Source organism: Methylocella silvestris (assembly GCF_002891535.1).
GTDB lineage: Bacteria > Pseudomonadota > Alphaproteobacteria > Rhizobiales > Beijerinckiaceae > Methylocapsa > Methylocapsa silvestris_A.
The window spans coordinates 97,752-120,435 of the sequence record NZ_PDZR01000008.1 but is presented as its reverse complement, the minus strand read 5'-3'; the positions used below and the strand labels follow the sequence as shown (position 1 = coordinate 120,435).

At 62.9% G+C, this 22,684-nt stretch carries 21 protein-coding genes, 1 tRNA gene and 1 pseudogene; 6 read left to right on the top strand and 17 right to left on the bottom strand.

The window, feature by feature from the left end; translation table 11 throughout:
• Nucleotides 1-134: 134 nt before the first annotated feature.
• The 9 genes from CR492_RS09345 to CR492_RS09295 form a co-directional block, all read right to left on the bottom strand.
• Entirely contained in the window at nt 135-1,478 is a 1,344-nt protein-coding gene (locus tag CR492_RS09345; protein WP_102843476.1) for a L,D-transpeptidase family protein, read from the bottom strand.
• A gap of 729 nt (nt 1,479-2,207) precedes the next feature.
• Complete coding sequence (gene ldtR, locus CR492_RS09335; protein ID WP_102843474.1) at nt 2,208-2,720, bottom strand: transcriptional regulator LdtR; 513 nt, start codon at nt 2,718-2,720, stop codon at nt 2,208-2,210.
• 607 nt (nt 2,721-3,327) lie between these two features.
• The gene (locus CR492_RS09330) at nt 3,328-4,080 is read right to left on the bottom strand and encodes an acetoacetate decarboxylase (protein WP_102843473.1); all 753 of its coding nucleotides are present in this window, start codon (nt 4,078-4,080) and stop codon (nt 3,328-3,330) included.
• A gap of 291 nt (nt 4,081-4,371) precedes the next feature.
• Entirely contained in the window at nt 4,372-5,373 is a 1,002-nt protein-coding gene (locus tag CR492_RS09320; RefSeq protein WP_102843471.1) for an FkbM family methyltransferase, read from the bottom strand.
• A gap of 420 nt (nt 5,374-5,793) precedes the next feature.
• Nucleotides 5,794-5,878, bottom strand: a tRNA-Leu gene (locus CR492_RS09315).
• A 55-nt stretch (nt 5,879-5,933) separates the two neighbouring features.
• Nucleotides 5,934-6,461 (bottom strand): xanthine phosphoribosyltransferase, encoded by a 528-nt coding sequence (gene gpt, locus CR492_RS09310; protein ID WP_102843470.1) that lies wholly within the window; start codon nt 6,459-6,461, stop codon nt 5,934-5,936.
• Complete coding sequence (locus CR492_RS09305; RefSeq protein ID WP_102843469.1) at nt 6,461-7,237, bottom strand: competence/damage-inducible protein A; 777 nt, start codon at nt 7,235-7,237, stop codon at nt 6,461-6,463. The genes gpt and CR492_RS09305 overlap by 1 nt, the downstream gene beginning before the upstream one ends.
• 127 nt (nt 7,238-7,364) lie before the next feature.
• A complete protein-coding gene (locus CR492_RS09300) occupies nt 7,365-7,784 on the bottom strand; it encodes a secondary thiamine-phosphate synthase enzyme YjbQ (protein WP_102843468.1) in 420 nt (139 codons plus the stop codon).
• The gene (locus CR492_RS09295; RefSeq protein ID WP_102843467.1) at nt 7,784-8,452 is read right to left on the bottom strand and encodes a M15 family metallopeptidase; all 669 of its coding nucleotides are present in this window, start codon (nt 8,450-8,452) and stop codon (nt 7,784-7,786) included. The genes CR492_RS09300 and CR492_RS09295 overlap by 1 nt, the downstream gene beginning before the upstream one ends.
• A gap of 215 nt (nt 8,453-8,667) precedes the next feature.
• Between CR492_RS09295 and CR492_RS09290 the strand changes: the two genes are divergently transcribed.
• Together CR492_RS09290 and CR492_RS09285 are read left to right on the top strand one after the other, a co-directional pair.
• Nucleotides 8,668-9,141, top strand: a complete 474-nt coding sequence (locus tag CR492_RS09290; protein WP_102843466.1) for an RDD family protein — start codon at nt 8,668-8,670, stop codon at nt 9,139-9,141.
• A gap of 86 nt (nt 9,142-9,227) precedes the next feature.
• Nucleotides 9,228-9,962 carry an arginyltransferase gene (locus CR492_RS09285; protein ID WP_102843518.1) on the top strand — a complete coding sequence of 245 codons (735 nt, stop codon included), beginning with the start codon at nt 9,228-9,230 and terminating at the stop codon, nt 9,960-9,962.
• Nucleotides 9,963-10,025: 63 nt separating this feature from the next.
• On the opposite strand, the gene CR492_RS09280 is transcribed toward CR492_RS09285, so the two are convergent.
• Complete coding sequence (locus tag CR492_RS09280) at nt 10,026-10,544, bottom strand: DUF4399 domain-containing protein (protein ID WP_180982492.1); 519 nt, start codon at nt 10,542-10,544, stop codon at nt 10,026-10,028.
• A gap of 86 nt (nt 10,545-10,630) precedes the next feature.
• Complete coding sequence (locus tag CR492_RS09275; protein WP_102843516.1) at nt 10,631-12,727, bottom strand: bifunctional serine/threonine-protein kinase/formylglycine-generating enzyme family protein; 2,097 nt, start codon at nt 12,725-12,727, stop codon at nt 10,631-10,633.
• 401 nt (nt 12,728-13,128) lie between these two features.
• Between CR492_RS09275 and CR492_RS09270 the strand changes: the two genes are divergently transcribed.
• Nucleotides 13,129-13,725 carry a hypothetical protein gene (locus CR492_RS09270; RefSeq protein WP_146030227.1) on the top strand — a complete coding sequence of 199 codons (597 nt, stop codon included), beginning with the start codon at nt 13,129-13,131 and terminating at the stop codon, nt 13,723-13,725.
• A gap of 246 nt (nt 13,726-13,971) precedes the next feature.
• Here the strand turns inward: CR492_RS09270 and CR492_RS09265 are convergent, their stop codons facing one another.
• Entirely contained in the window at nt 13,972-14,322 is a 351-nt protein-coding gene (locus CR492_RS09265; protein WP_102843464.1) for a hypothetical protein, read from the bottom strand.
• Between the two features lie 57 nt (nt 14,323-14,379).
• The gene (gene parC / locus CR492_RS09260; protein WP_102843463.1) at nt 14,380-16,632 is read right to left on the bottom strand and encodes a DNA topoisomerase IV subunit A; all 2,253 of its coding nucleotides are present in this window, start codon (nt 16,630-16,632) and stop codon (nt 14,380-14,382) included.
• A gap of 260 nt (nt 16,633-16,892) precedes the next feature.
• On the opposite strand from parC, the gene CR492_RS09255 reads away from it, so the two are divergent.
• The gene (locus tag CR492_RS09255; protein ID WP_146030226.1) at nt 16,893-17,126 is read left to right on the top strand and encodes a hypothetical protein; all 234 of its coding nucleotides are present in this window, start codon (nt 16,893-16,895) and stop codon (nt 17,124-17,126) included.
• A gap of 44 nt (nt 17,127-17,170) precedes the next feature.
• On the opposite strand, the pseudogene CR492_RS09250 reads toward CR492_RS09255, so the two are convergent.
• Both CR492_RS09250 and CR492_RS09245 read right to left on the bottom strand, forming a co-directional pair.
• Nucleotides 17,171-18,235 (bottom strand): annotated as a pseudogene (locus tag CR492_RS09250) (SDR family oxidoreductase).
• A gap of 58 nt (nt 18,236-18,293) precedes the next feature.
• Nucleotides 18,294-19,568, bottom strand: coding sequence for an adenosylmethionine--8-amino-7-oxononanoate transaminase (locus tag CR492_RS09245; RefSeq protein ID WP_102843461.1), 1,275 nt, complete (start codon nt 19,566-19,568; stop codon nt 18,294-18,296).
• A 106-nt stretch (nt 19,569-19,674) separates the two neighbouring features.
• Between CR492_RS09245 and CR492_RS09240 the strand changes: the two genes are divergently transcribed.
• Both CR492_RS09240 and bioD read left to right on the top strand, forming a co-directional pair.
• The gene (locus CR492_RS09240) at nt 19,675-20,823 is read left to right on the top strand and encodes an aminotransferase class I/II-fold pyridoxal phosphate-dependent enzyme (protein WP_180982491.1); all 1,149 of its coding nucleotides are present in this window, start codon (nt 19,675-19,677) and stop codon (nt 20,821-20,823) included.
• Nucleotides 20,824-20,826: 3 nt separating this feature from the next.
• On the top strand, nt 20,827-21,498 hold the full coding sequence (bioD, locus tag CR492_RS09235; RefSeq protein ID WP_102843460.1) for a dethiobiotin synthase: 672 nt from the start codon (nt 20,827-20,829) through the stop codon (nt 21,496-21,498).
• Nucleotides 21,499-21,558: 60 nt separating this feature from the next.
• Here the strand turns inward: bioD and CR492_RS09230 are convergent, their stop codons facing one another.
• Complete coding sequence (locus CR492_RS09230; protein ID WP_102843459.1) at nt 21,559-22,119, bottom strand: TetR/AcrR family transcriptional regulator; 561 nt, start codon at nt 22,117-22,119, stop codon at nt 21,559-21,561.
• A 6-nt stretch (nt 22,120-22,125) separates the two neighbouring features.
• Nucleotides 22,126-22,599 (bottom strand): DUF1348 family protein, encoded by a 474-nt coding sequence (locus CR492_RS09225; protein ID WP_102843458.1) that lies wholly within the window; start codon nt 22,597-22,599, stop codon nt 22,126-22,128.
• Between the last annotated feature and the right edge of the window lie 85 nt (nt 22,600-22,684).

The following is a 22,684-nucleotide window of genomic DNA, read 5'->3' as shown; positions in this document are numbered from 1 at the left end:
GCCGTCTCAAAGGCGGTGCCTCGCGATCGGAGGTCTTTGACGCACGACAATCGGGCCGCGCACGGTGCAAAACAAAAGCCGCCTGGATCGCTCCCGGCGGCTTTCTTTCAAATCCTCCGGCGCGTCGCCGCGGATTACTGCTGGTCGTCGTCGTTCATCGGCAGCGGGCGGGCGCTGGCGGCGCTGATTGGGCGCTCCGCGTCAGGCTGGATCGCCTGCTGCAAGGGCGCGCCGGCGCCAGAGCTCGCGGTCGGTTCAAATCCGTCGCGCTGATAGATGTCGTCGCGGAACTGGATCAGTCCCTCGGGCGTCGACCAGGCGGTGATATAGACCCAATAGACAGGAACCGGCGTCGCGAGCTTGGCGTCAATGCGCTGCCCGGAGCGGATCGCCTCGTCGATATGATCGCGATCCCAGCCGGGCGTGTCCTTCAAAAGCCAGGCGACATAGTCGCGCACGTTCTGAACCCGAATGCAGCCGGAAGAGACGAACCGGAAATCATCGCCGAACACGCCTTTTTCCGGCGTGTCGTGCATATAGACGCCATAGGGATTGCTGATGTTGATGCGCACGACGCCGAGCGAATTGATGTCGCCGCCGGGATCCTGCCGGTAGCGGTAGTTGGTCGCCTGATTCGTCGTCCAGTCGATCTGGCTCGGCGGAACTTCCTGATTATCCTTGTCGAAAATCCGGATCTTATGTTCGGTCAGATAGTCCGGGTTCTTCTGCATGCGCGGGATCAGATCTTTTTTGATCAGCGACGGCGGCACGGTCCAGAAGGGATTGAAATTGATATCGGTCGCCTTGGTCATCATGACCGGCGATTGACGGTCGATCTTGCCGACGCCAGCCGCGTGATGCGTTGCGACCGCGCCATTCTCGACCGTCTCAACCGCCATGGCCGGGATATTGGCCATCACGAAACGCTCGCCGAGATTGCCGGAATAGGAACGCAACCGGACCAGATTGATTTCGAGCTGATGCAGCCGGAGGTCGGCGGGCGCGTTCAGCGCCGCAAAAGTATCCTTCGACACAAGGCCGGTTTCGAGCAGACCGTGACGCGCCTGAAAATGTTTGACGCCGGCTTCGACGAAGGAGTCGAAAACGGGAGACGCGCCAGCCGACGCATCGAGATCGCCCGAGGCCACAAGGCGTTTTCTCAAGGCGACCACAGAGGGGCCGCTGACGCCAAGCTTCAGCACGCTGGAGGCGGGAACCATGTTCCAGCCGCCGGCGGCGACGATTTGCCGATAGGTCTCGATCGCCTGCTCGGTGGCGGCGAGCGTCTGCTGCGAGAGCACGGGGGTGTTCGAGCGCGTAACCGCGAGGCGGGGCGCGGCGTCGTAGCGCTGCGCCCATTCGGCCTGATCGCCGTAGCCGGCCGCGAGCGCCGGAAGAGAGGCGCCGAGGCAAAGCCCTGTCAGGATGGCGGCGATTGCCGGCTGGCGCAACGACGCGTTGCGATGATCTTTCGCCATTTTGAACCTATCCTCTCGGATCAACACTTTTGCTTCCCCTTCAGCTTCGCTCGTCGCGGCTTGACGCCGTCGCAAGACCGCGGCGCCGGGACAAGGCCAATGGCAGTCGCGAGCCCCTCGCGCGAATTGGCCCAAACGTGCCCGGAAAGCCGACGATCCCTGCTCACCATGTTTGCCACGCCGACGCAAAACACGCGGGCGTGAAGGCGGCCTGAAGCCACCTCCGTTCGCGCTATAGCATCCTGATGGTTAACAAGGCACAAATAGGGCGCCGCAGCGTTTGCGGCGCCGCGAGAAGCGATCGCGGCGCGGAAGGCCGAGCGCGCTCCAACGCAACCACCCGGAATGTCGCCTAAAATCGCGGCGGAAATAGAACGCTTTCTTGTGAGGCGGCGGGCGATCCGGAAAGCGACTGCGCGGGGAGGCGGAATCGCCGAATATGGAAAGCCGCATGGCGATTTGTGGGCGCGCTCCCGGCGAGATGGAGGCCAGCGGCGCTTGCGCTGCGGAGCGGGAGCCCGTCCCCAGAGCGTTTTCCGCCCGAACGGAATCATTCAGGCGATAAGAAATCGCTCCGGAGTCAAAAGCGTGAGCAAGCTCTTGTCGATCAGGCGTGACTCAAGCTGATCGGCCCATGCTCTGGGGCAAGATGACGACGTTGCGGCGTTTCCGTAATGCTCAACCCCTTGAAGCCGTCGTGATCGAGCGCCCCGCCCCCGGCGCCATGCTTTAAAGCCGGTATCGGATCTGATCCGTCCAGAAACGCTCCAGCCGGACGAGCGATTTGTTCAGCCGCTTGAATTCGTCGCCGCTGATGCCGCCGATCTGCTCCACGGTCAGCATATGCTTGTCGTAAAGACCGCTGACGATGGCGTGCACGTCGCGACCCTTGTCGGTCAGGCTGATGCGCACCGCGCGACGGTCGATCCGCGAACGGGCATGGTGAAGATAGCCGGTCTCGACCAGCTTCTTGACATTGTAGGAGACATTGGAGCCGAGATAATAGCCGCGCGTGCGCAGTTCGCCCGCGGTCAATTCCTTGTCGCCGATGTTGAACAGCAGCAGCGCCTGTACCGAATTGACGTCGCTGCGGCCGCGCCGGTCGAACTCATCCTTGATGACGTCCAGCAAGCGGCGATGCAGCCGCTCGACCAGGGTCAAAGCTTCAAGATAGTTGGTCCGCACCTCGCCTGAACGCTCTTCCTGCGCCGGATTGGCCTCGCTTTTCAGAGCACTCACCATAGAAGCCTCGTTCACTCGAAATGTCGCCGATACGAGCCGAATCTCGCCGATACGACCAGCGCCCTATCCTTCAAGAATACTGATCGGCCATGAATAGCAGATTAAATGAATACATTAATTTTACAGTTATTGTCGTGATACAGTTATATATTCTTAAATTTAAAGTTTAGATAAGCCTATATATTTCAAATGCATTAGAATAAATCCTGAATTGTGCCCAAGTTCCGCCTTAGCCCGGGACCACGCTTGCGCCGGATCGCTTGCATGCTGTCGCGACGCATTTCGATACGCAGAGCGCCATCTGCCAAGACGGCCCGCAAACCCGGATTTAATTTAGCCTATCACGTACCCTAATGCTTCCCTTTGGCAGCAGTCATGCGCAAAGCCCCGGCGCCAGCCGCAAGCCTATCCTGAACAGGATATGGGCCGCCTCGAAACCTGCTCGAAAACCACTCCACTTAAGTCTAATTATCTTGTCGCATTTTAACCTTGCGCCGGACTGGAGCAGCGCTGCCGCTCAAGGAGCCTACGCGCCCGGCGGCGAGGCGCATGCGCACACGCCCCCCGGCCGCGGGCCTTGCTTCAACCCGGCGCCGCAGGCCTCGTGTCAGGCCAGATAGTCATAGACGACTTCACCGAGCCCAAGCGTCAGATCGGTCACGAAATGCGTCGCCGAAACGACCCCGCGCACCGGCAGCCGGGCGACGTCGCACATGGCGTGCTCAAAAAGCTCTATGGCGGCGGGACCGCTCCAGGCGCCTTTCACCGTGACGTCCTCGCTATAATAGCGCACGAGTTCGCAGATGCGCGGCGTGCAATCCACATGCGGGATGATCTTGATCATGAAGTTGGGTTTGGCGAGGCTCTCGATCAGCGGCGCCTTGTCGAGTTCGCGATGCTTGTAGCCCATGGTCGCCGAGACGCAGAGCACCGAGCCATAATGCAGCGTGCAGACGAGCGTCTCGCTTTCATGGGAGATTTTCGGGGTCGCCAGCTTTTTCGGAAAGCCCCAGATTTCGCGTCCGCCGGCGATCGGCGAATTATCGTCAAGATACATGGCGTGGACATAGCCGCCTTCCTGCACGATTCCATCCTTGCCGGTAAAGCGCACGGGGATGACCTGCCCGGTCTCGGTGTAGTCGCCAAAGCCGGTCGAATCCGGCATGCGGATGAATTCGTAATTCACTGTGTCGCCCGCCACTTCGAGCGGCTCGGGCACAACGGCCCGCAGCGCCTCGGGATCGGTGCGGTAGCTGATGATGATGAATTCGCGATTGTAGAATTTATAGGGCCCGCGCGGATAGGCCGGGTCGTTCAAGGGCATGGCGAAGGCGTTTTGGCGGACGTCGGCGAGTTTCATTGGCGGTCTTTCTTCGGAGGCGGGAGGCGCAGCCTGAAGGACGGCGCGGGCTGGCGCGCGGTCGCAGGATCAGCGCAAAGACGGCGCCGGTCAATCGATTAGAAGACCGAGATGCCTTGCCGGAAGTCGCAGCGCCTGGCGGCGAGGCGCAAGGCAAGATGGGCGAGCGAACGCCTCCGCGCACGCAAAACTTGTGCGTCGGCCTGGGCCGACGACGGATCTATTCCGCCTGACCGAACAGAAGCTTATGCCATCCTCTCCCCCACGAAGCGGCTCCGTTTGCGACATTTGTCAACAACTCTTGCCAAGCCAGCCAAACCAGCGCCGTTTGGCGAGAATCCCGCGCAGCCGCTCCACCTCCGCATGGGCCTCCGCAAGCTGCTGCGGATAGGGCGTGGCGGCCGCGCTGAGAGGCTTGACCATCGCCGCGAGCAGGGAGTGCAGCTCCGCATCGCCAGACTTGCGCAGCATCTCCAAAGCGAGATCCCAATGGCCTTGTTGACCGACGAGGATCGCGCCCTTCAGCGCTTTCTCGCGGTCGAGCCTGGCGTCCGGCTGGGTCGGGACGAATTCGCTCCGGACATATTGCGCGTCGCCCCAAAACAACTGGCCGTTGGCTTGCGGAACCGACTGGTAGGTGTCGCCGTCGACAGAATGGAGCAGCACCGGCGCGCCGGAATCCTCGAGCAGCCCATTGGAGCAGAAGGCAAGATGATTGAACCGCCACAGCACGAAGCCATGATTGCGAAGAAAGCGGTCGACATCGCCAAACAGCGGCTGCCCCTCATAAAGCTCATTGAATTCGACTTCTATGTCGATCAAGGAGACCGATTTCAGGATCTGCGCGCAGCCCTTGAGAACATCGAGTTCGGACCCTTGCGTATCGAGTTTCAACGCGTCGACGTCGCCGATCGCGTGGTCCGCGCAATAGCGGTCCAGCGTCATCGAGGGGCAGCGGATCGTTCCAATCGGACGCATGCCTTTGAAGGCGGGGAGATTCTCGTAGAGAGCGCGGCTGGGCGAAAGGATGGAGCAGGAATTGGGATTAGCGGTGAGTTGGATCTCGACGCCCTGGTCATGTCCTGCAAGCGCGCACGGAATGTAATTTGCACCGCCTTGGGGCTGCGCGTTCAGCCTTTCGCATTCTTCGGCGTCGGCTTCGAAGCAGATCAGCCGCGCCTCGTCGCCGAGATCGTCCCAATCCGGCGAAACGCCCCCGCGCGCGCCAACGTCGATGAGCGTCAGTTGCGAGGATAGACTGTTGAGAAGCGCGGAGATCGCAGGACTCGGCATGGGAAGCGCCCCGCCTGTTATGTGTGGAGATCAAGCGCCGGATTTTGCAATCACCGAACGCTCATTTGCATATCCCCCACATAATCGGTGGGAGCGGAAGAATGCGCCTAAAAAATCGTCATCGTCACCGGCCAGGATCGAACAGCTGAAGTCCTGCAATAATATTCGTGGACAGCGTGACCGCAGATTGCGTAAATCTGATCCATAATAATACGTTCGATCTTTTGAATCGGGAGCGATTCCTATTGCCTGATTCGCTTCGGTCGGAAAGCGCTCCAGCAGCGCAGGCATAGGCTGATATACAGGCGGCGATCACTGGCTTTTTTATGACCTATCTTCGTAATCGTTATCTTACCCAAGCCGAAACTAGACCTTCAGGAAAATGACTTCTCTGTGAGCCGGAGAATTTAACGAGGAAAATGGTGCGGACGGCGGGAATCGAACCCGCATGACCAAGGTCGAGGGATTTTAAGTCCCTTGCGTCTACCAGTTTCGCCACGTCCGCAACAAGACGAGCCTTAGTTGCTGGCGCGCGTCCCGGCAAGCTGGCTTGGCGCCGATCAACGCCGCGCGTCGGCGATCGGCGCCTGAAAGCTGAGGCCAAGATCCCAGGGGAAATAGATCCACGTGTCCTGCGACACCTCGGTCACATAGGTGTCAACCAGCGGCCCGCCGAGCGGCTTGGCGTAGACCGTGGCGATATGCGCCCTCGGCAACAGCGCGCGGATCTGCTTGACCGTCGCGCCCGTGTCGGCGAGATCGTCAACGATGAGAACCCCGGCGCCAGCGCCGGCGGCGATTTCCGCCGTGACGCCCTTCAAAATCGTCACCTCCCCCTGAACGCCCTCGGTGACATAGCTCGTCACGCAAAAAGTATCGATCAGCCGCAGATCGAGTTCGCGGGCGACGATCGCCGCCGGAACCAGGCCGCCGCGGGTCACAGCGATCATGCTGGAGAACGGACCGCTCGCGCTAAGGCGCCAGGCCAGCGCCCGCGCGTCGCGATGAAACTGATCCCAGGAGACGTGAAAGGCCTTTTGCGAAACGGGGGGCGCAGCGGGCGACGAAGGCGGCGGCGAGGCGCTCATTAGCGCGATTTCATCAGCGGACGCTGGCGTCCGGCCTCGCCCTCGCGCAAGACGACGAGCAGCGCTTCGATTTCCGCGGCCGCAGCGCCAACCTTGTCGGCGTCCTTGCCCCGCACCACGATCTCGTTGCGGAAACCCCCGTCGCGAAACGACGGATAGGAGCCGATCGACAGCTCGGGATAGGCCCGCGCCACTTCGCTGAGGCCCGCGGCATAGGCTCCTTCCGGAATATTTTCCGCTAGAATCGCGCGCGCCAGCACCTTGATCCCCCTCGCCAGCTTCGGCGCGACGCGATCGAGCATCGACCGCATGATCGCCGGCACGCCCGCCATCACGATGACGTTGCCGATCCAGAATCCCGGCGCTTTCGAAATGTCGTTTTCGACGAGTTCGGCGCCGTGCGGGACGCGGGCCATGCGCCGGCGCGCTTCGTTCAGATCCTCCGGCTTGATCTTTTCCAGCAGCAGGGCGATCGCGCGGGGATCTTCCGATATGCCGACGCCGAAGGCGCGGGCGATCGCGTCGGCGGTGATGTCGTCGTGAGTCGGCCCGATGCCGCCTGTCGTGAACACATAATCATAGCGCGCCCGCAGCGCGTTCACCGCGGCGACGATTTCCGGCTCGACATCGCCGATGACGCGCACTTCGCGCAGATCGACGCCGATCTGCGCAAGGTAGTCTGCGATATAACCGCTGTTCGCGTCTTTCGTCCGGCCCGACAAAATCTCGTCGCCGATGACGAGGATCGCCGCCGTGATGTCGGCTTGTTGCGCCATATGCGCCTCCGTTGCGTCGAAAAGGCGGGGATTTTCGCGGGCCGTCCTCCCGCTTGTAGATCAAACGCTTTATCACGAAAATCCGTCCGTTGCGGCAAAGCCTGAGCCGGCGCGTCTTCGTGAAAAATCATTCGCCGATGAGATGCATCGCGACGCGACGCCGATGCGGCGCGCGCCGATGCTCGAACAGATAGACGCCTTGCCAGGTCCCGAGCGTCATGGCGCCGCCCGCCACCGGCACGCTGAGCTGGGTTTGCGTCAACGCCGCCCTGATATGCGCCGGCATGTCGTCCTGCCCCTCCGCGTCATGGATATAGAGCGCGCTCTGTTCGGGCGCGGCGCGCTCGAAAAAGGCCAGAAGATCCGTCTGAACGTCGGGATCGGCGTTCTCCTGGATGAGCAGCGAGGCCGAGGTATGCCGACAGAACAGCGTCAGAAGGCCGGTTTCAATCCGCTCGACCTTCACAAAGGCGGCGATCTCGCGCGTGATCTCGATGAGGCCTTTGCCTTTCGTCTCCACATCGAGCTGGCGCAGCGCCTGCCGCATCAGCGCACGTCGAAATCATGGGGGGCGACGCCCTCGAGGTTTTCGAGCGTAAAGTGCCACCATTCCTTGTCGAAATTGACGAATCCGTGCCGTTCCATCAGTGCGAACAGTTCCGCGCGGTTCTGCTTCGCCTCGGCGCTCAGCCCCGCGAAATGAGAGCCGGAGGCCTCGTCGAAGAGGTCGAAGGGCGTGCCAAAATCAAGCCCGATCAACGCGAGATCGACGGCGACTCCAGTCGAATGCGCCGATTCCCTGGCGATATAGCCGAGGTCGAACAGCGTCTCTTTGCCAAGATGCGGATAATATTCCTCTTTCATGAGCTCGTCGGCGGGATCGCCCGCCCAGGCGATGAACGCCCGCGTCGCGCGCTGCGGCCGGTAGCAATCATAGACGACGAGGCTTCGCCCGCCGCTTTCCGCGTCGCTCTGGACCGCCGCCAGAGCCTTGGCCACTTCCCGGCGCAGCCAGCATTGGCCCGCGCAATAGCCCGGAACCGGGCGGCCCATGAAATTTTCCGAGCCAGCGTAGCGCATCTCCTGACGGATGCGAGGGGCGACATCGCCGAGGCGCACGAAATTTTCAGGCGGCTCGCCGCGCGGTCCGGCCTGATCGCGGCAGCCGCCGCTGGAGGTCAGCAAGGTTGCGAAGGGCTTGTCGGCGCAGTTCATCCCGGCTCCTGAACAATTATGATTTCAGCGATACGGGCGCCGGTTTTGTTTTCTTCGGGCGGAAAAATAGCGATTATGAGGCAAAGTCCCGGCTGCGACGCCGATCGGGGAGCCCACGAGCGTCAAAACGCCCTTGTGCGCGCCGGACGGGTCGCCAAATAAGGGACGCGCGGACTTTCCCCGCACCCGCGCAAAAAGGTGAATCGAGAACGCCAATGAGCAATCTGGACCAATTCGACAGGGTCGCGGTCGGCAGCGCGCCTTATCTTCCGGCCAATCTGCCGCCGGCGGCGTTTTCGGGCGTGCTGACGCGACGCGTCGCAGCCTTTTTCCTCGACTTCATTCTCGTCTCGATTTTTTCGGTCGCAATCTGGTTCGCGCTCGCCCTGCTGACGTTCGGCCTGTCAGTGCTGCTGCTGCCGCCGATATTTCCCTTTGTCGCCTTCTTTTATAACGGCCTCACCGTCTCCGGGCCGAATATGGCGACGCCAGGGATGCGCGCCATGGACCTCGAATTGCGCACCGTGGACGGTCAGCGCGCGCCCTTTTTGATCGCCGCGGCGCATGCGGTCCTCTTCTATATCAGCACCATGTTCATGCCGATTTTTCTTGTCGCCCTCGTCACCGACGGAAAAAGATGTTTGCACGACATCCTTGCTGGCGTGATCATGACGCGGCGTCCGATCTGACCTGCATTTTATTCAGTTGCGGCCGCCTCAGAAACCGCTAGCCTGATTGATCGAAGATGAAAACGGGTTCAAAGGGGCAGACCAGCTTGACGAGAGAGCCGCGTGACGCGCCGCAGTTCTATCTGACTGCGCCCTCCCCGTGCCCCTATCTTCCCGATCGTCAGGAACGCAAGGTCTTCACCCATCTCATCGGCGGGCGCGCTGTCGGGCTCAACGATCAGCTGACCCTGTCCGGCTTTCGTCGCTCCCAGACCATCGCCTACCGGCCGGCCTGCGAGCGCTGCCGCGCCTGCGTGTCGGTTCGGGTCAAGGTGGATGATTTTCGCTGCTCGCGCAGCTTCAGGCGCGTCATCGAGCAAAACCGCGATCTTGTCAGCGCGGTCGGCCGCACCGAGCCGACCTCGGAGCAATATAGCCTGTTCCGCCGCTATCTCGACGCCCGCCATGGCGAGGGCGGCATGGCTGACATGACCGTTCTCGACTATTCGATGATGATCGAGGACAGCCACGTCGAGAGCCGGCTGGTCGAATACAGGGCGCCCGATCGCGAAAAAGGAGGGGAGACCACGCTCGCCGCCGCCTGCCTGACCGATCTCCTCGCCGACGGCCTATCGATGGTCTACTCCTTTTATGCTCCCGAGGAGACGCAGCGCTCGTTGGGAACCTATATGATCCTTGACCACATCGAGCGCGCCCGGCGCCTCGGCCTGCCGCATGTCTATCTCGGCTATTGGGTTCAGGGTTCGCAGAAGATGGCTTACAAGGAGCGTTTTCTGCCGCAGGAGCGCCTGACGATGAGCGGCTGGGAACGTGTGGGTTAGGCGCCGTTCGCCAGGCGCCCGCTCCCATAAAGGTCTCCCGCGCTGACCGGACGCGGCGGCGTTTCAATAATGGCTATGCGGCCGCCGATGTTTTTTCTTCTTGGCCGTCGGCGAGATCACCGTCACTTCGATCTTTTGCGAGGCCAGCAGCGGCGCCAAGGGCCTGTGCTTGGCGTCGCCGAGAACGAGCTGGAGCGTGTGCCGGCCCGGCGGCAGATCAAGCGTGGTTTCGGTCTGGCCGCCGCCGAAATGAAGATGGTTCTTGTCGGAGGGAATGATCTCCGTCTCGGAAATCGGCTCCTTGACGTCGACGAGAAGATGATGATGCCCGGCGTTGGCGGATGTGTTCCCTGCCTGCGTGACCCCCATGCCCTTCAGGCCGAACTGGACCGTGAAGGGCGAGCGCACCCGCGCCTTATTGGCCGGCGAGATGATGTAGAGTTTTGCGCCGGGGGGCGTCGCGACCTGCTGGTAGGCGGCTGCGGGCGCGGCGGGATCAGCTGGCGCAGGGGCTTGCGCCGCCGCCTGCAAGGGAAGCGCCATCGCGCCGAGAACGAATGCCGTCTTGAACCAGTGCCTCATCGCGTCGCTCCTCAGTTGGCCTTGCGTTTTCTTAAGGTTTACTTGCCGCCCGCGCGCGTCGAACGGGGCTTTGTCCCACCAAGCCGTCAGGGGTCGCGGCCGACGCGAAGTCCGTGGCCGGGATAGCGCACTTTCGGATCGTAGAATTCCCGGTTGGTGACCCTGAGGTCGGCGGGCGCGCTGTTCCATGAGCCGCCGCGCAGAACCCGCTCGGGGCAGTTCAGGCTCGTCCAGGCGCTCCCGTCGGTCGGCGCGCCTTTAAAGCTGCGATGCCAGCAGTCCGCCACCCATTGCGACACCGAGCCCGTCACATCCTGCAGGCCGAAACCGTTCGGCGGGTAGAGGCCGATTTTTGGCGGACCCTCGGCGCTTTGGTCGCCGCAGGAGCGGCACGCCGACATCTCCGGCTTGAACTGATCGCCCCACCAATAGCGCGTCGCGCCGCCGCCGCGCGCCGCATACTCCCACTCCGCTTCGCTCAGCAGGCGATAGCGATGGCCCGTCAGCTTTGAAAGCCAGTCGACATATTGCGCGGCGTCGTCCCAACTGAGGTTATGGGCGGGGGCGCCTTCATCGCCGCCGGGATCGAAGCTGCACCCCTTTGCGGCGACGCAGAGGCGCCATTCGCCTTCCGTGACCGGGAAGCGGCCCACCATGAACGGCGCGACCTTGACCTTCCGGATCGGCCGTTCGCTCGGATCGGCGTTGCTGCCCATCGCGAAGACCCCGGCCGGCGCCGGGAGCATTTCGGGGCATCCGCCGCAGTCGCGGAATGCGCCCTCGGGGGGAGGAACAGCGGAACCGGATTGCTGCTCCGCCGGCCGGGCGACAATGCCGGCGGTTTGCACGCCATCCGGCTCGGCGGCTGGCCGCGTGGGCCGCGTCGGCGGCGCGGCGGGCGAAACCTCCGAGAGCTTGAGCTCTGCGAGCTGCGCGGCGGTCGCGTGGTCCGGCGAGGCGTCGAGCGGCGCCGGAGCCGTTGCGACGGGGGCTCCCGGCGGCGCGCTGAGGTTTGAAGGCGGGGGCGCCAGCGGGCTCGGATCGGACGGGATTGGATTCGTCGCGCTTTGGATCGGCGGCGCAGACGCGGACGGCGCCGACGTTGCGGACACCGACGGCTGGGGAGATTGTTCGACTGGCGGCGTCGCCGCTTGGGGAGGCGCTTCGGCAGTCAGGCGCGGCGCCACGAGCGGAAACTGCTCGAGGCTGCCCGATTTGCGATCGCCGAGGCTCAGCATCGCGACCGCGCCTGCGCCGATCAGCGCCGCGGCCGCCGCCGCAGCGGCCGGCAGGATCCAGCGACGTTTTTGGGGGACCGGCCGCGCCGAGGCAGGCGCGGCCTCCGTCGAGGCGAAGGCGACCTCGGCCATGGTCGGACGATCCTCCGGCCGCGGCTGCAGCATACGGCGCAGCAGCGGGCGCATCTCGGCGGGCATTTCGCTCAGATCCGGCACGCTGCTGCGTTTTCGCACCACCTCGGCCGGGAGACCGCCCATGTCGATTGAGCGCCCGAGCAGGGCGGCGGCGAGCGTGAGGCCAAGACTGTAGACATCGGATTTGGTGGTGACCTCGCCGCCGAAGAGGCCGATCTGTTCGGGCGAAACATAATTCGACTTGCCGGCGAACTCGCCGCCGATCACCGTCGCGTCGCCCTTCGAGTCGCGGGCGATGCCAAAATCGATGATCTTGGCCTGGTTCGGGTCGTTCTCGGGGAGAATGATATTGTCGGGCGACAGATCGCGGTGGATCACGCCCGCCCGATGCGCAACGTCAAGCCCCCCGGCAAGGCGCCGCTGCAGGACGCGCACCGTGCCAAGATCGAGCGGCCCGCGGTCGAGGAGACTTGCAAGCGACTCGCCCTCGACGAACTCCATCGCAAGATAGGGGCAGCGAAGCTCGGGATCGGTCGTGAAGAGATAATAGCGCACGATGGCCTCGTGCGGGCTACGATGCAGCGCCGCGGCCTCCTTGCGGAACAGAGCCAGATAGGTGTCGCTCTGGGCGAGTTCGGGGCGGATCATCTTGATCGCCACCTTGTCGGCGGTCTCGATCGTGTGGCCGACAAAGACCTGCCCCATCCCGCCCGTGGCGATCAGCCGGTCGATTACATAGATGTCGTTGAGCCGCGTGCCGGGTCCCGCCAGCGCATAGGAAGCAAGCGGTGGGGAGGTCGGCTGTTTCAAGGAAGCGGCTCCATTCGATTTCGCGAAACGGGCGTCCGGTCGGCCGCCCTCGGGGCGGCCCCGGATATGGTAGTGCGGCGCGGCCCGCAGGGCCATGCCAAAATTGTACCGGCGGACGTTGATTTCTCAAACTATTTGGCCAACGCGCCGCAAGCAGCTTAAACGCCGCGCCGCCGCGCGGACGCGGACAGGACAGCGAACCGCCCTGACCTTGTTATACTTGATGGTTTCAAATTCTTGCGGTTATTTTTTTCTTAACGCGTGCGCTAGAGCATATTCCGATCGAGCCGGCTCGCTGTATCGCAATCATTCCAAGCTTTTGAAGCGGAAGCGGTTTTTGGTCTGCCGAATGGATCGGCCGATCTTAAGAAATCGCTTACTCAAGCGATCGGAGTTCAGCCATGCGATCATACGCGCGTTCATTGCAGCTTTTTGCAACCGCCGCCGTTCTGATGCTCGGCGCCGCGGCGGCGCCTTCGCGCGCGGCAAGCAGCGACGGAGGGGTTCAGCAAAGCGCGCCGCTTGCCGACCAAGCTGGCGCTCAGCCAGCCGCCCTTCCGGCGCCAACAGGCCAGGCGGCCCGCTATGTCATCCCCTTCTACACGTCGCAAACGGTGTTTTCGACCGCACGTAGCGTCACCGTGGTGGGGATCTTCAATAACAGCAATGTCGCCTGCTCGGTTTTCGTTCAGTTCCAGTTCGCCAGCCAAACAAGCAGCATCTGCACGATCACCGCGACCGTCCCGGCGAGAACCTCGGCGCAATTGTGCAGCCGCCCGGTCGGCGATCCGCTGGCGCCCTGCAATGCGAGCTGTCCAGGCGGCGGGCTGACCTTTAACACCGGCCACGCCTATGTCGGCTCCAGTACGGCGCCGCCAGGGTGCAAGACGATCGCAGTCGATCCGCGCATCTATTACACGACCGGCTCCGATTCAGTGATTTTGGGGAGCAGCCAGCTCTCTCTGGTGCCGGTCAATGCGGCCAACAAGGGCGACTGAGGGGCAATCAGGGACCGTTTGAAAATTTGAACCTCCTCTCCTGAGGAGCCATTTCTTCAGAAATGGCGTCTCGAAGGATGCGTTCAGAGCACGCTTTTAGCGCCCTCGTGGTTCGAGACGGGCTCTTCGAGTCCTCCTCACCATGAAGGCTTCTTGGAGGAAGCGAGCATTTTCAAACGGTCTCTCAGCGGCCGCATTGAGGAGATGGACTTACGAGAAGCGCGGCGGGAGGATGCTCATAAAAGCTTATGCGAACATTCTCCGATCGATTTTTCTAAGTAGTTTATAGTCACGCTCTTCCCATGTATAAATAGTTCCATCTAAGAGAATATTTTTAACCCTGCGGCCAAAAAGAAACGGATTGTGACCACAGTTGATACGTTGAAACTTATCAATTTCGGCAGGATAAGGATTCTCTTTTCTTATTCTCGCGTATGCAAGTTTTTCTGCTTCCGTTGTACCTGAAAGCAGGATGTATAACTGCTCGATTAGATCCTTGACGCGAGTGGCGCCCCACCGCGAATCATAGACTGCGACGATTTTGTTCCGATTCAGGTCGGCGTCGGTCCCGTCCCACGTAACGATCCAGCCGTTCATCACCCCTCCGAGTTCATTCGACTGCTTGCTTTCGCCAGCGGATGGAGACTGCACCTTTCACCCAAACCGGCTGTTCTTCGGAAAACCTCGCGGCGGCAGCCGGCCGGCCTCGGCGCGGTTGCCGATCCATTCCGCCAAATCCGCCTTCGCCACCACAAAACTGCGCCCCGCCGAATCTTTCCAGCTCAGCCCCTCGGTCATGGCAAAGACCTTGGCGTCGGCGACGCCGCCGTCGCGGTATTTTTGCAGGCGCACGCCCTTGCCGCGCGCCATTTCCGGAACCTGATCGAGCGGAAACACCAACAGCTTTCTGTTCTCGCCGATGATCGCGACATGATCGCCGTCGGCCGGAATAATGATTTTCGCGATCCCCGGCTTTTCCACATTGAGCAGCAGCTTGCCCTTGCGCGTGCCGCCGATCATCTCGTCCTGCGAAACGACGAAGCCGCGTCCGTCATCGGTTGCGACCAGCATTTTTTGCCCCGGCGCATAGGGAAACACCGCAGCGACGCTCTCGCCCTCGCCGATGTCGGCAAGCAGGCGCAAAGGCTCGCCCTGACTGCGCCCGCCCGGCAATTTGCCAGCGTCGAGCGTGAAAATCTTTCCGTCCCCCGACAGCACAAGAATCTTCGACGTCGTCTCGGCAAAAAACGAGATATGCAGCGAATCATCGCCCTTGAATTGCAGCGCCGAAAGATCGGCGACCTGGCCTTTCAGCGCGCGGATCCAGCCCTTTTCGGACACCACCACCGTCACCGGCTCGCGCTCGACCATCGCGCTCGCAAAATCGATCTCGCCAATATCGGGCGCCTCGGCGAAGCTCGTGCGCCGGCGCCCGAGTTTGGTCTCGGGGCCATATTTCTTCTTCAGATCGCGGATTTCCGCGGCGATCTTTTTCCACTGCCTCGCCTCGTCGGCAAGCAAGGCCTCGAGCTCCAGTTTTTCCTTTTCGAGCGCTTCATGCTCGCGCTGGATTTGCATTTCCTCAAGCCGGCGCAGGCTGCGCAGCCGCGTGTCGAGGACATAATTGACCTGCATGTCGGAAAGGCTGAAGGCCAGTTGCAGCCGCTCCTTCGGCTCATCCTCCTCGCGGATGATGCGGATCACCTCATCGAGATTGAGGAAGACGATGAGCATGCCGGCCAGCAGTTCGAGCCGGCGCACGATCTCGGCGAGGCGATGGCGCGCGCGGCGCACCAGCACCTCGCGGCGATGGTCGAGCCATTGCTGCAGCGCCTCCTTGAAGGAGACGACGCGCGGCGCGACGCCATCGACCAGCACATTGAGATTGACCGGAAAGCGCGTCTCGAGCTCGGTCAACCGGAACAGATGCTCCATCAGAAGCGCCGGGTCGACCGTGCGGCTTTTGGGCTCGATGACGACGCGCACATCCTCAGCCGATTCGTCGCGGATGTCAGCGACGAGCGGGAGCTTCTTGTCGTTCAAAAGCTCGGCGATCTTTTCGATTAGCCGCGATTTTTGCACCATGTAGGGAATTTCGGTGACGACGATGGTCCAGGCGCCGCGCGCGGCCTCCTCCTTCGACCAGCGCGCGCGAAGGCGCAGCGAACCGCGTCCCGTCCGGTAGGTTTCCGCGATGGACTGTTTCGATTCGACCAGCACGCCGCCGGTCGGGAAATCCGGCCCTGGCGCGAAGCTTAGAAGCTGATCGGTCGAGGCGTCGGAATGGGAGAGCAGATAGAGCGCGGCGTCGCAGAGTTCGGCAAGATTATGCGGCGGGATCGAGGTCGCCATGCCGACCGCGATGCCCTGCGCGCCATTGGCCAGCAGATTGGGCAGCGCCGAGGGCAGCACCACCGGCTCCTGCTGGTCGCCGGAATAATTGTCGCGGAAATCGACGCTGTCCTCGTCGATGCCTTCCAGCAGCAGGCGCGCAACGTCGGTCATGCGCGCTTCGGTGTAGCGATAGGCGGCAGCCCCGTCCCCGTCGATATTGCCGAAATTGCCCTGCCCGTCGACCAGCGGATAGCGCGAGGAAAAATCCTGCGCGAGGCGCACGAGCGCGTCATAGATCGCCTGATCGCCATGCGGATGGAACGAGCCCATCACGTCGCCGACGATTTTCGCGCATTTCTTGAAGGCGGTTCCGGGGTCGAGCCGCAGAATCTGCATGCCGTAGAGGATGCGCCGATGCACGGGCTTCAGCCCGTCGCGCGCGTCCGGCAGAGCTCTGCCCATGATGGTCGAGAGCGCATAGGCGAGATAGCGCTCTTCCAGCGCCTCGCGCAGATTGACGGGTTCGGTTCCGCCGGAGGACGGCGGGGCGGGAGGAGAGACGGTCTTGCCCATTCGAAGACGCCTAGCGGAGGCGGCGCGGCGGCGCAAGTTCCGTTTTTGTTCTGGACGAGACCAGACCGCGCCGAACAACAAAACGCCTTACCGAACCCGGTCCACTGTGTCCCGCCTGCACTAGTTTGGCGGGCGCCCCTCGGCTACCAAGCGCTCGGGCTGCAAAAGCTGGTTTTTCGAAATTTCGGAACCGCGCAAGCGGAACCGTAAGGGCAACTTAACTGTTTAGCTTGTCGAAGCGGCATAAGAATGGATGCGACATGATCAGGCTGGGTTCGATCTTCGGTTTTGTCCTCAGTCTCGGCCTCATTTTCGTGATTTATATGGGAACCCCGGACCCCTCGCTCGCCGATTCGCAGGCGAGCGCCGCGCTGGCCGAAGGCTGCGTCGCTGAAAAAGTCGCCCTAGACGAAGGCTATGGCGTCACCCGTACGGAGACCCATGTCGTCTGCCCGAAGGCGAGCGAAGAAAAAGCCAAGGGCGCGAAAGACTGATTTCCTTTGGCTGGCGTCGCCAAAGACGGCCAGCCGGCTGGTAGCTAAGTCGGAATAAGCCGGTCCGCGCGCAGCTCCGCAAACAAATCGAAGAAAGCCTCATCAGTTGGCTGGTAGGCGGTAAAACCGAGCTTCCGGCTTTTCGACATGTCGGTGACGACCTCGATCGGCCGTCCAAGGTCGGCGTCCGTGTGCCAGGGCGAGGCCAGCCGAGCAATCTCCGGCTCCTTCAGACCATGCCGCTCGGCGATCGCGCGCCAAACGGGCGCGTCGCTCGCCATCTGCGTTTCCAGCGGCTGGATCCGGCCGTCGAAGGGCGCAGCCTTGATCCCGAACCAGTCGGCGATGCGACGCCACATCCAGCTCCAGCGAAACACATCGCCATCGCCGACATTGAAGGCCTCGTTCGCTGCCGCGGGGGTCGTCGCCGCCCACAGCAGATGACGCGCGAGCAGGCGCGAATCCGTCATGTCGGTGAGCCCGCTCCACTGCACGGCGGACCCCGGGAAGTAGAATGGCCTTCCCGTCTCCCGGCAGATCGACGCATAGACCGCCAGCGTCGTTCCCATATTCATGGCATTGCCGACCGCCTTGCCGATGATCGTATGCGGGCGGTGCACGCTCCACGCAAAACCTTCGCGGGCGGCGGCGGCAAAGACCTCATCCTCCTGCGCATAATAGAAATTCTCGACAGCGAGCCGCGGCTGATCCTCGCGAAAGGGCGTCGCCGGCAGCTTGCCCTTGCCATAGGATTCAAACGGCCCGAGCTAATGCTTGAGGCCCGTCACGAGAGCGACATGGCGCAGGCTTTCAGCCGGACGCAGGGCGTCGAGCAGATTGCGCGCCATGGCGCCATTGACCCTGATGTTTTCGGCCTCGTTCGCCTGCCGCGACCAGTTGGTCAGAAAAACATGGCTCGGGCGCATCCCGGCGAGCGCTGCCGCGAGGGCGGCCGGGTCTTGCAGATCGGCGGCGATCGGCGTGACGCCCTTTTGCGCCAGCGGTTTGCGCGCGAGCCCGAACACGGTCCAGCCGCTCTCAACCAAAAGACTTGCGGCGGCGGCGCCGACGATGCCGCTCACGCCGGCGATGAGGGCGGTCTTTGTCATGGCTTGGCTCCTGATGGGTCTTGGCTCCATCTAAGCGGAGGCTCGGCGCCGCGCCAGCCTAGGCCTTCCGCCCATGGGCGCCGACCCCCGCGACCACGGCGTCGGTCAGACGCTTCAATTCCTCGGGCGCAATGGTGAAAGCCGGCGTCAGATAGACGATGTTACGAAACGGGCGCACAAAGACGCCCGCCTCGACGAAGCGCCGTTTCAGCCCGTCCATGTCGTCGATGCGATCGAGTTCGACAACGCCGATCGCGCCAAGCACGCGCACATCCCTGACCCGCGGAAAGTCGCGGCAAGGGGCGAGACCCAGCTTCAGCGCCTCGCTGATCGCAGCGACCTGTTCGCGCCGCGGCTCTTGCTCGAACAGATCGAGCGAGGCGTTCGCCGCCGCGCAGGCAAGCGGATTGGCCATGAAGGTCGGGCCATGCATCAGCGCATGCAGCGGATCGTCCGACAAAAACGCCTCGAAAATTTTTCGGCTGGCGATGGTCGCAGCGAGCCCCATCGTGCCGCCCGTCAATGCTTTCGATAGCGCGACAATGTCGGGGACGACGCCTGCCGCCTCGCAGGCGAACATGGTCCCGGTTCGGCCGAAGCCGGTAAAAACCTCGTCGAAAATCAGCAGGATTCCATGCCGGTCGGCGGCGCGACGCAGTTTTTGCAAGACCTCCGCGTCATGAAAGATCATGCCGCCCGCCCCCTGTACGAGGGGCTCGACGAGAATTGCGGCGAGTTCGTCCGCATGCGCCGCGAGCAGCTGGTCGAAGGCCGCTTCGCTTGCTTCATCGACCGGGAGATCGGCAATGATTTGTTTCGCCAAAGCGCCGGCGAACAGGCTGTGCATCCCTTCCTCGGGATCGCAGACGGACATGCAGGCGAAGGTGTCGCCATGATACCCGCCCCGAAACGACAGGAATTTCGTGCGGCCCTTAAAACCCTGATTGAGCCAGAATTGCATGGAGATTTTCATCGCCACTTCCATGGCGACCGATCCGCTGTCGGAGAAAAACACCCGCTCCAGCGGCTCCGGCAGAAGCGCTGCAAGACGCCGCGCCAGCGTCAGCGCCGGCTCGTGAACCAAACCGCCGAACATCACATGCGGCATTTTTTCAATCTGGGCGCGGAGGGCTTGTGCGATATGCGGATGATTATAGCCGTGACAGGCGGTCCACCAGCTCGCGAGCCCGTCAATCAGCACGCGGCCATCGGCGAGCGTGATGCGCGAGCCTTTTGTGCTGGCGACCGGCAGCGGCGGCGGCGCGGTCCGCATCTGCGTATAGGGCAGCCAAATGTGGGGCAGGCCCTTTTCGAGCCAGTCGGCAGCGCTCATGAATTTGCCTTGAGCTGGTTTGCGCGCAATTGCGTTGCGCGCGCATATTGCGCAAAAGCTTGGGAGAAAACAGGCTTTCGCCGACTCAACGAGGACCAAAGTCCTGATGAACTCCCTCGACCAGTTCGCCGCCGCAAAACTCGCTGAGCTCGACGCCGCGCATCTGCGCCGGCGCCTCGCGCCGAGCACGCGCGAGGATGGCGTGCATATCATGCGCAACGGGCGCCGGCTCATTTCCTTTTCCTGCAATGATTATCTTAATCTGACGCATCATCCCGCCGTGAAAGCCGCCGCCATCGCGGCAATCAATCTTTATGGCGCGGGCAGCGGCGGCTCGCGGCTCGTCACCGGCAATCATCCGCTGCTCGTCGTGCTTGAAGAGCGCCTCGCGCGGATCAAGGGGATGCGGGCCGCCTGCGTCTTCGGCTCGGGCTATCTCGCCAATACCGGCATCGTGCCGGCGCTCGCCGGCGCAAAAGATCTGCTTCTTATCGACGAATTGGCGCATGCCTGCCTTTTCGCCGGCACGCAGCTCTCGCCGGCCAAAACGATGGTCTTCCGCCACAATGATGTTGCCCACGCCGAAGAGATTCTGGCGGCGAGCCGCAAAACCTATCGCCATGTTCTGCTGTTGACCGACGGCGTTTTTTCCATGGACGGCGACCGCGCGCCGCTCGACGCGCTGTCCGCGCTTTGCGCCGCTTATGACGTCTGGCTGATGAGCGATGACGCGCATGGGCTTGGGGTGATCGGCGGCGGGCGCGGTTCGGTCGCCGCGAGCGGCGATCCGCCGGTTCCGCTGCAGATGGGCACGCTCTCAAAAGCGATCGGCGGCTACGGCGGCTATCTCTGCGCCTCGGCCGGCGTGATCGACCTCATGAAAACGCGCGCGCGCACGGTGATCTATTCGACCGGCCTACCCCCTGCCTCGGCAGGCGCCGCCATCGCGGCGCTGAAGATTATCGAGAGCGAGCCGGAGCTGACGGCCAAGCCGCTCGCCAAAGCGCAAGCGTTTTGCGCCGCGCTCGGCCTGCCAGAGCCGCAAAGTCCGATCGTGCCGGTGATTGTCGGCGCGCCCGAGGCCGCGCTCGAGGCTTCGCAAAAATTGGCGGAGGCGGGCTTTCTCGTCACCGCGATCCGGCCGCCAACGGTTCCGGCCGGCACAGCGCGGCTGCGCTTCGCCTTCACCGCCGGACATGCGGACGAGGATGTCGCAAGGCTCGCGCAAGCCCTGCGCGATATCGTGAAGCTGTAAGAGATGGCGGCCTATTTCGTCACCGGCTCCAGCACCGATATCGGCAAAACGTTCGTCACGGCGGGGCTCATTCGCGCGCTGCGGGCGCGGGGCCGCGCGGTCGCGGCGCTGAAGCCGGTCGTCAGCGGCTTCGATCCGGCGGCGCCGGAGGGCAGCGATCCCGTCGTGCTGCTTGAAGCGCTTGGGCGTCCGCTGACCGCGGAGACTCTGCAAAAAATCGCGCCCTGGCGGTTCAGGGCGCCGCTGTCGCCCGACATGGCGTCAGAGCTTGAGCAGCGGGAGATCCATCTCGCCGAGGTTGCAAGCTTTTGTCAGGCCGCGCTGGCGGGCGCGCCCGATGTGCTGCTGATCGAGGGGGCTGGCGGCGTCATGGTTCCGCTGAACGGGCGCGAGACCACGCTCGACCTCATGGCGGCGCTGAACCTGCCGCTGATTTTTGTCGCGGGCTCCTATCTCGGCGCGATCAGCCATGCGCTGACAGGGCTTGAGGCCGTGCGGGCGCGCGGGCTTCAGGTGCGGTCGATCGTGGTCAACGAGACGCCCGGCTCGACCGTCAGGCTGGAGGCGACGGGCGAGACCTTGTCGCGTTTCGTCGCTGCGCCTTTGCTGGCGTTGCGCTTCAACGATCCGTCCGCGAACGAGGCCACATTCGCGGCGCTCGCCGCGCAGCTCTGACAACGCGGCAGGCGGCCCCCGCGTCGCCGTGGAGCGCCTGCGCGTAGTTGCCGACGCGTCTCACCCCGCCAGCAGCCGCGCCACGATCCGCGCCATCGCGCGCTCGAACACGGCCGGATCGTCGAGCGCCCGCGCCAGCACCAGCGCGCCCTGGATGTTGGCGACCGCCTCCTCGGCGCGATAGGGCGCCTCTTTCGGATCGACGCCGCCCCGCTCCAGGGCGCCGGCCAGCGCTTCCGTCCAGGCCGCAAAATAATTGCGGATTTTTGCGCTGAAGCGGTCGCGCACATTGTCAAGCGCGAAGGCGCCGATCAGGCAGGCGCGCCGGCCGGAGCGGAAATAATCCTCGACCGATTGGCGCATGTCGCCGACGGCCTGCGCGGCATCCTGCGTTTCGCGCAACGGGCGATAGACATGCGCCTCGAACCAGCGCTCGATATCGCCCAGCACAGCTTCCGCCATCTCTTCCTTTCCGCCGGGGAAGAAATGGTAGAGGCTGCCCTTGCCGAGCCCGGTGCGCGCGCCGATGAGCGTCAGGCTCGCGCCCTCAAAGCCATTCTCGCGAAACACTTCGGCGAGAAGAGGCACGATGTCGGAGCGCTCGGCGATTTTGCGCGCCATGGGAAGCTAGAGCCCAAGGTCCGACAGGCCGGGATGATCCTTGGGGCGATCGCCTTGCGGCCAGAACAATTTGCGCTGCGATTCATGGATCGGCAGATCATTGATCGAGGCAAAGCGGCGCGTCATCAGACCGTCCGCGTTGAACTCCCAATTCTCATTGCCATAAGCGCGCCGCCAGAAGCCGGAATCATCGCAAAACTCATAGGCGAACCGGACCGCGATGCGATTGTCCGTGTAGGCCCAGAGCTCCTTCACCAGCCGATATTCGAGCTCGCGCTCCCATTTGCGCTTCAGGAAGGAGACAATCTCCTTTCGGCCATTGACGAATTCGGCGCGGTTGCGCCATTCGCTGTCGACGCTGTAGGCGCGCGCGACGCGCTCCGGATCGCGGCTGTTCCAGGCGTTTTCCGCAAGGCGGATTTTTTCGACCGCGCTCTCGGCGGTGAAAGGCGGCAGCGGCGGGCGTTGATCCTCGGACATGCATCTCTCCCCGTGATTGTACTCTTTGGTCCAAACCGGACCGTTCGGTACATTATGATCGGCGCGGCGTCAAATCCTTGCCGTG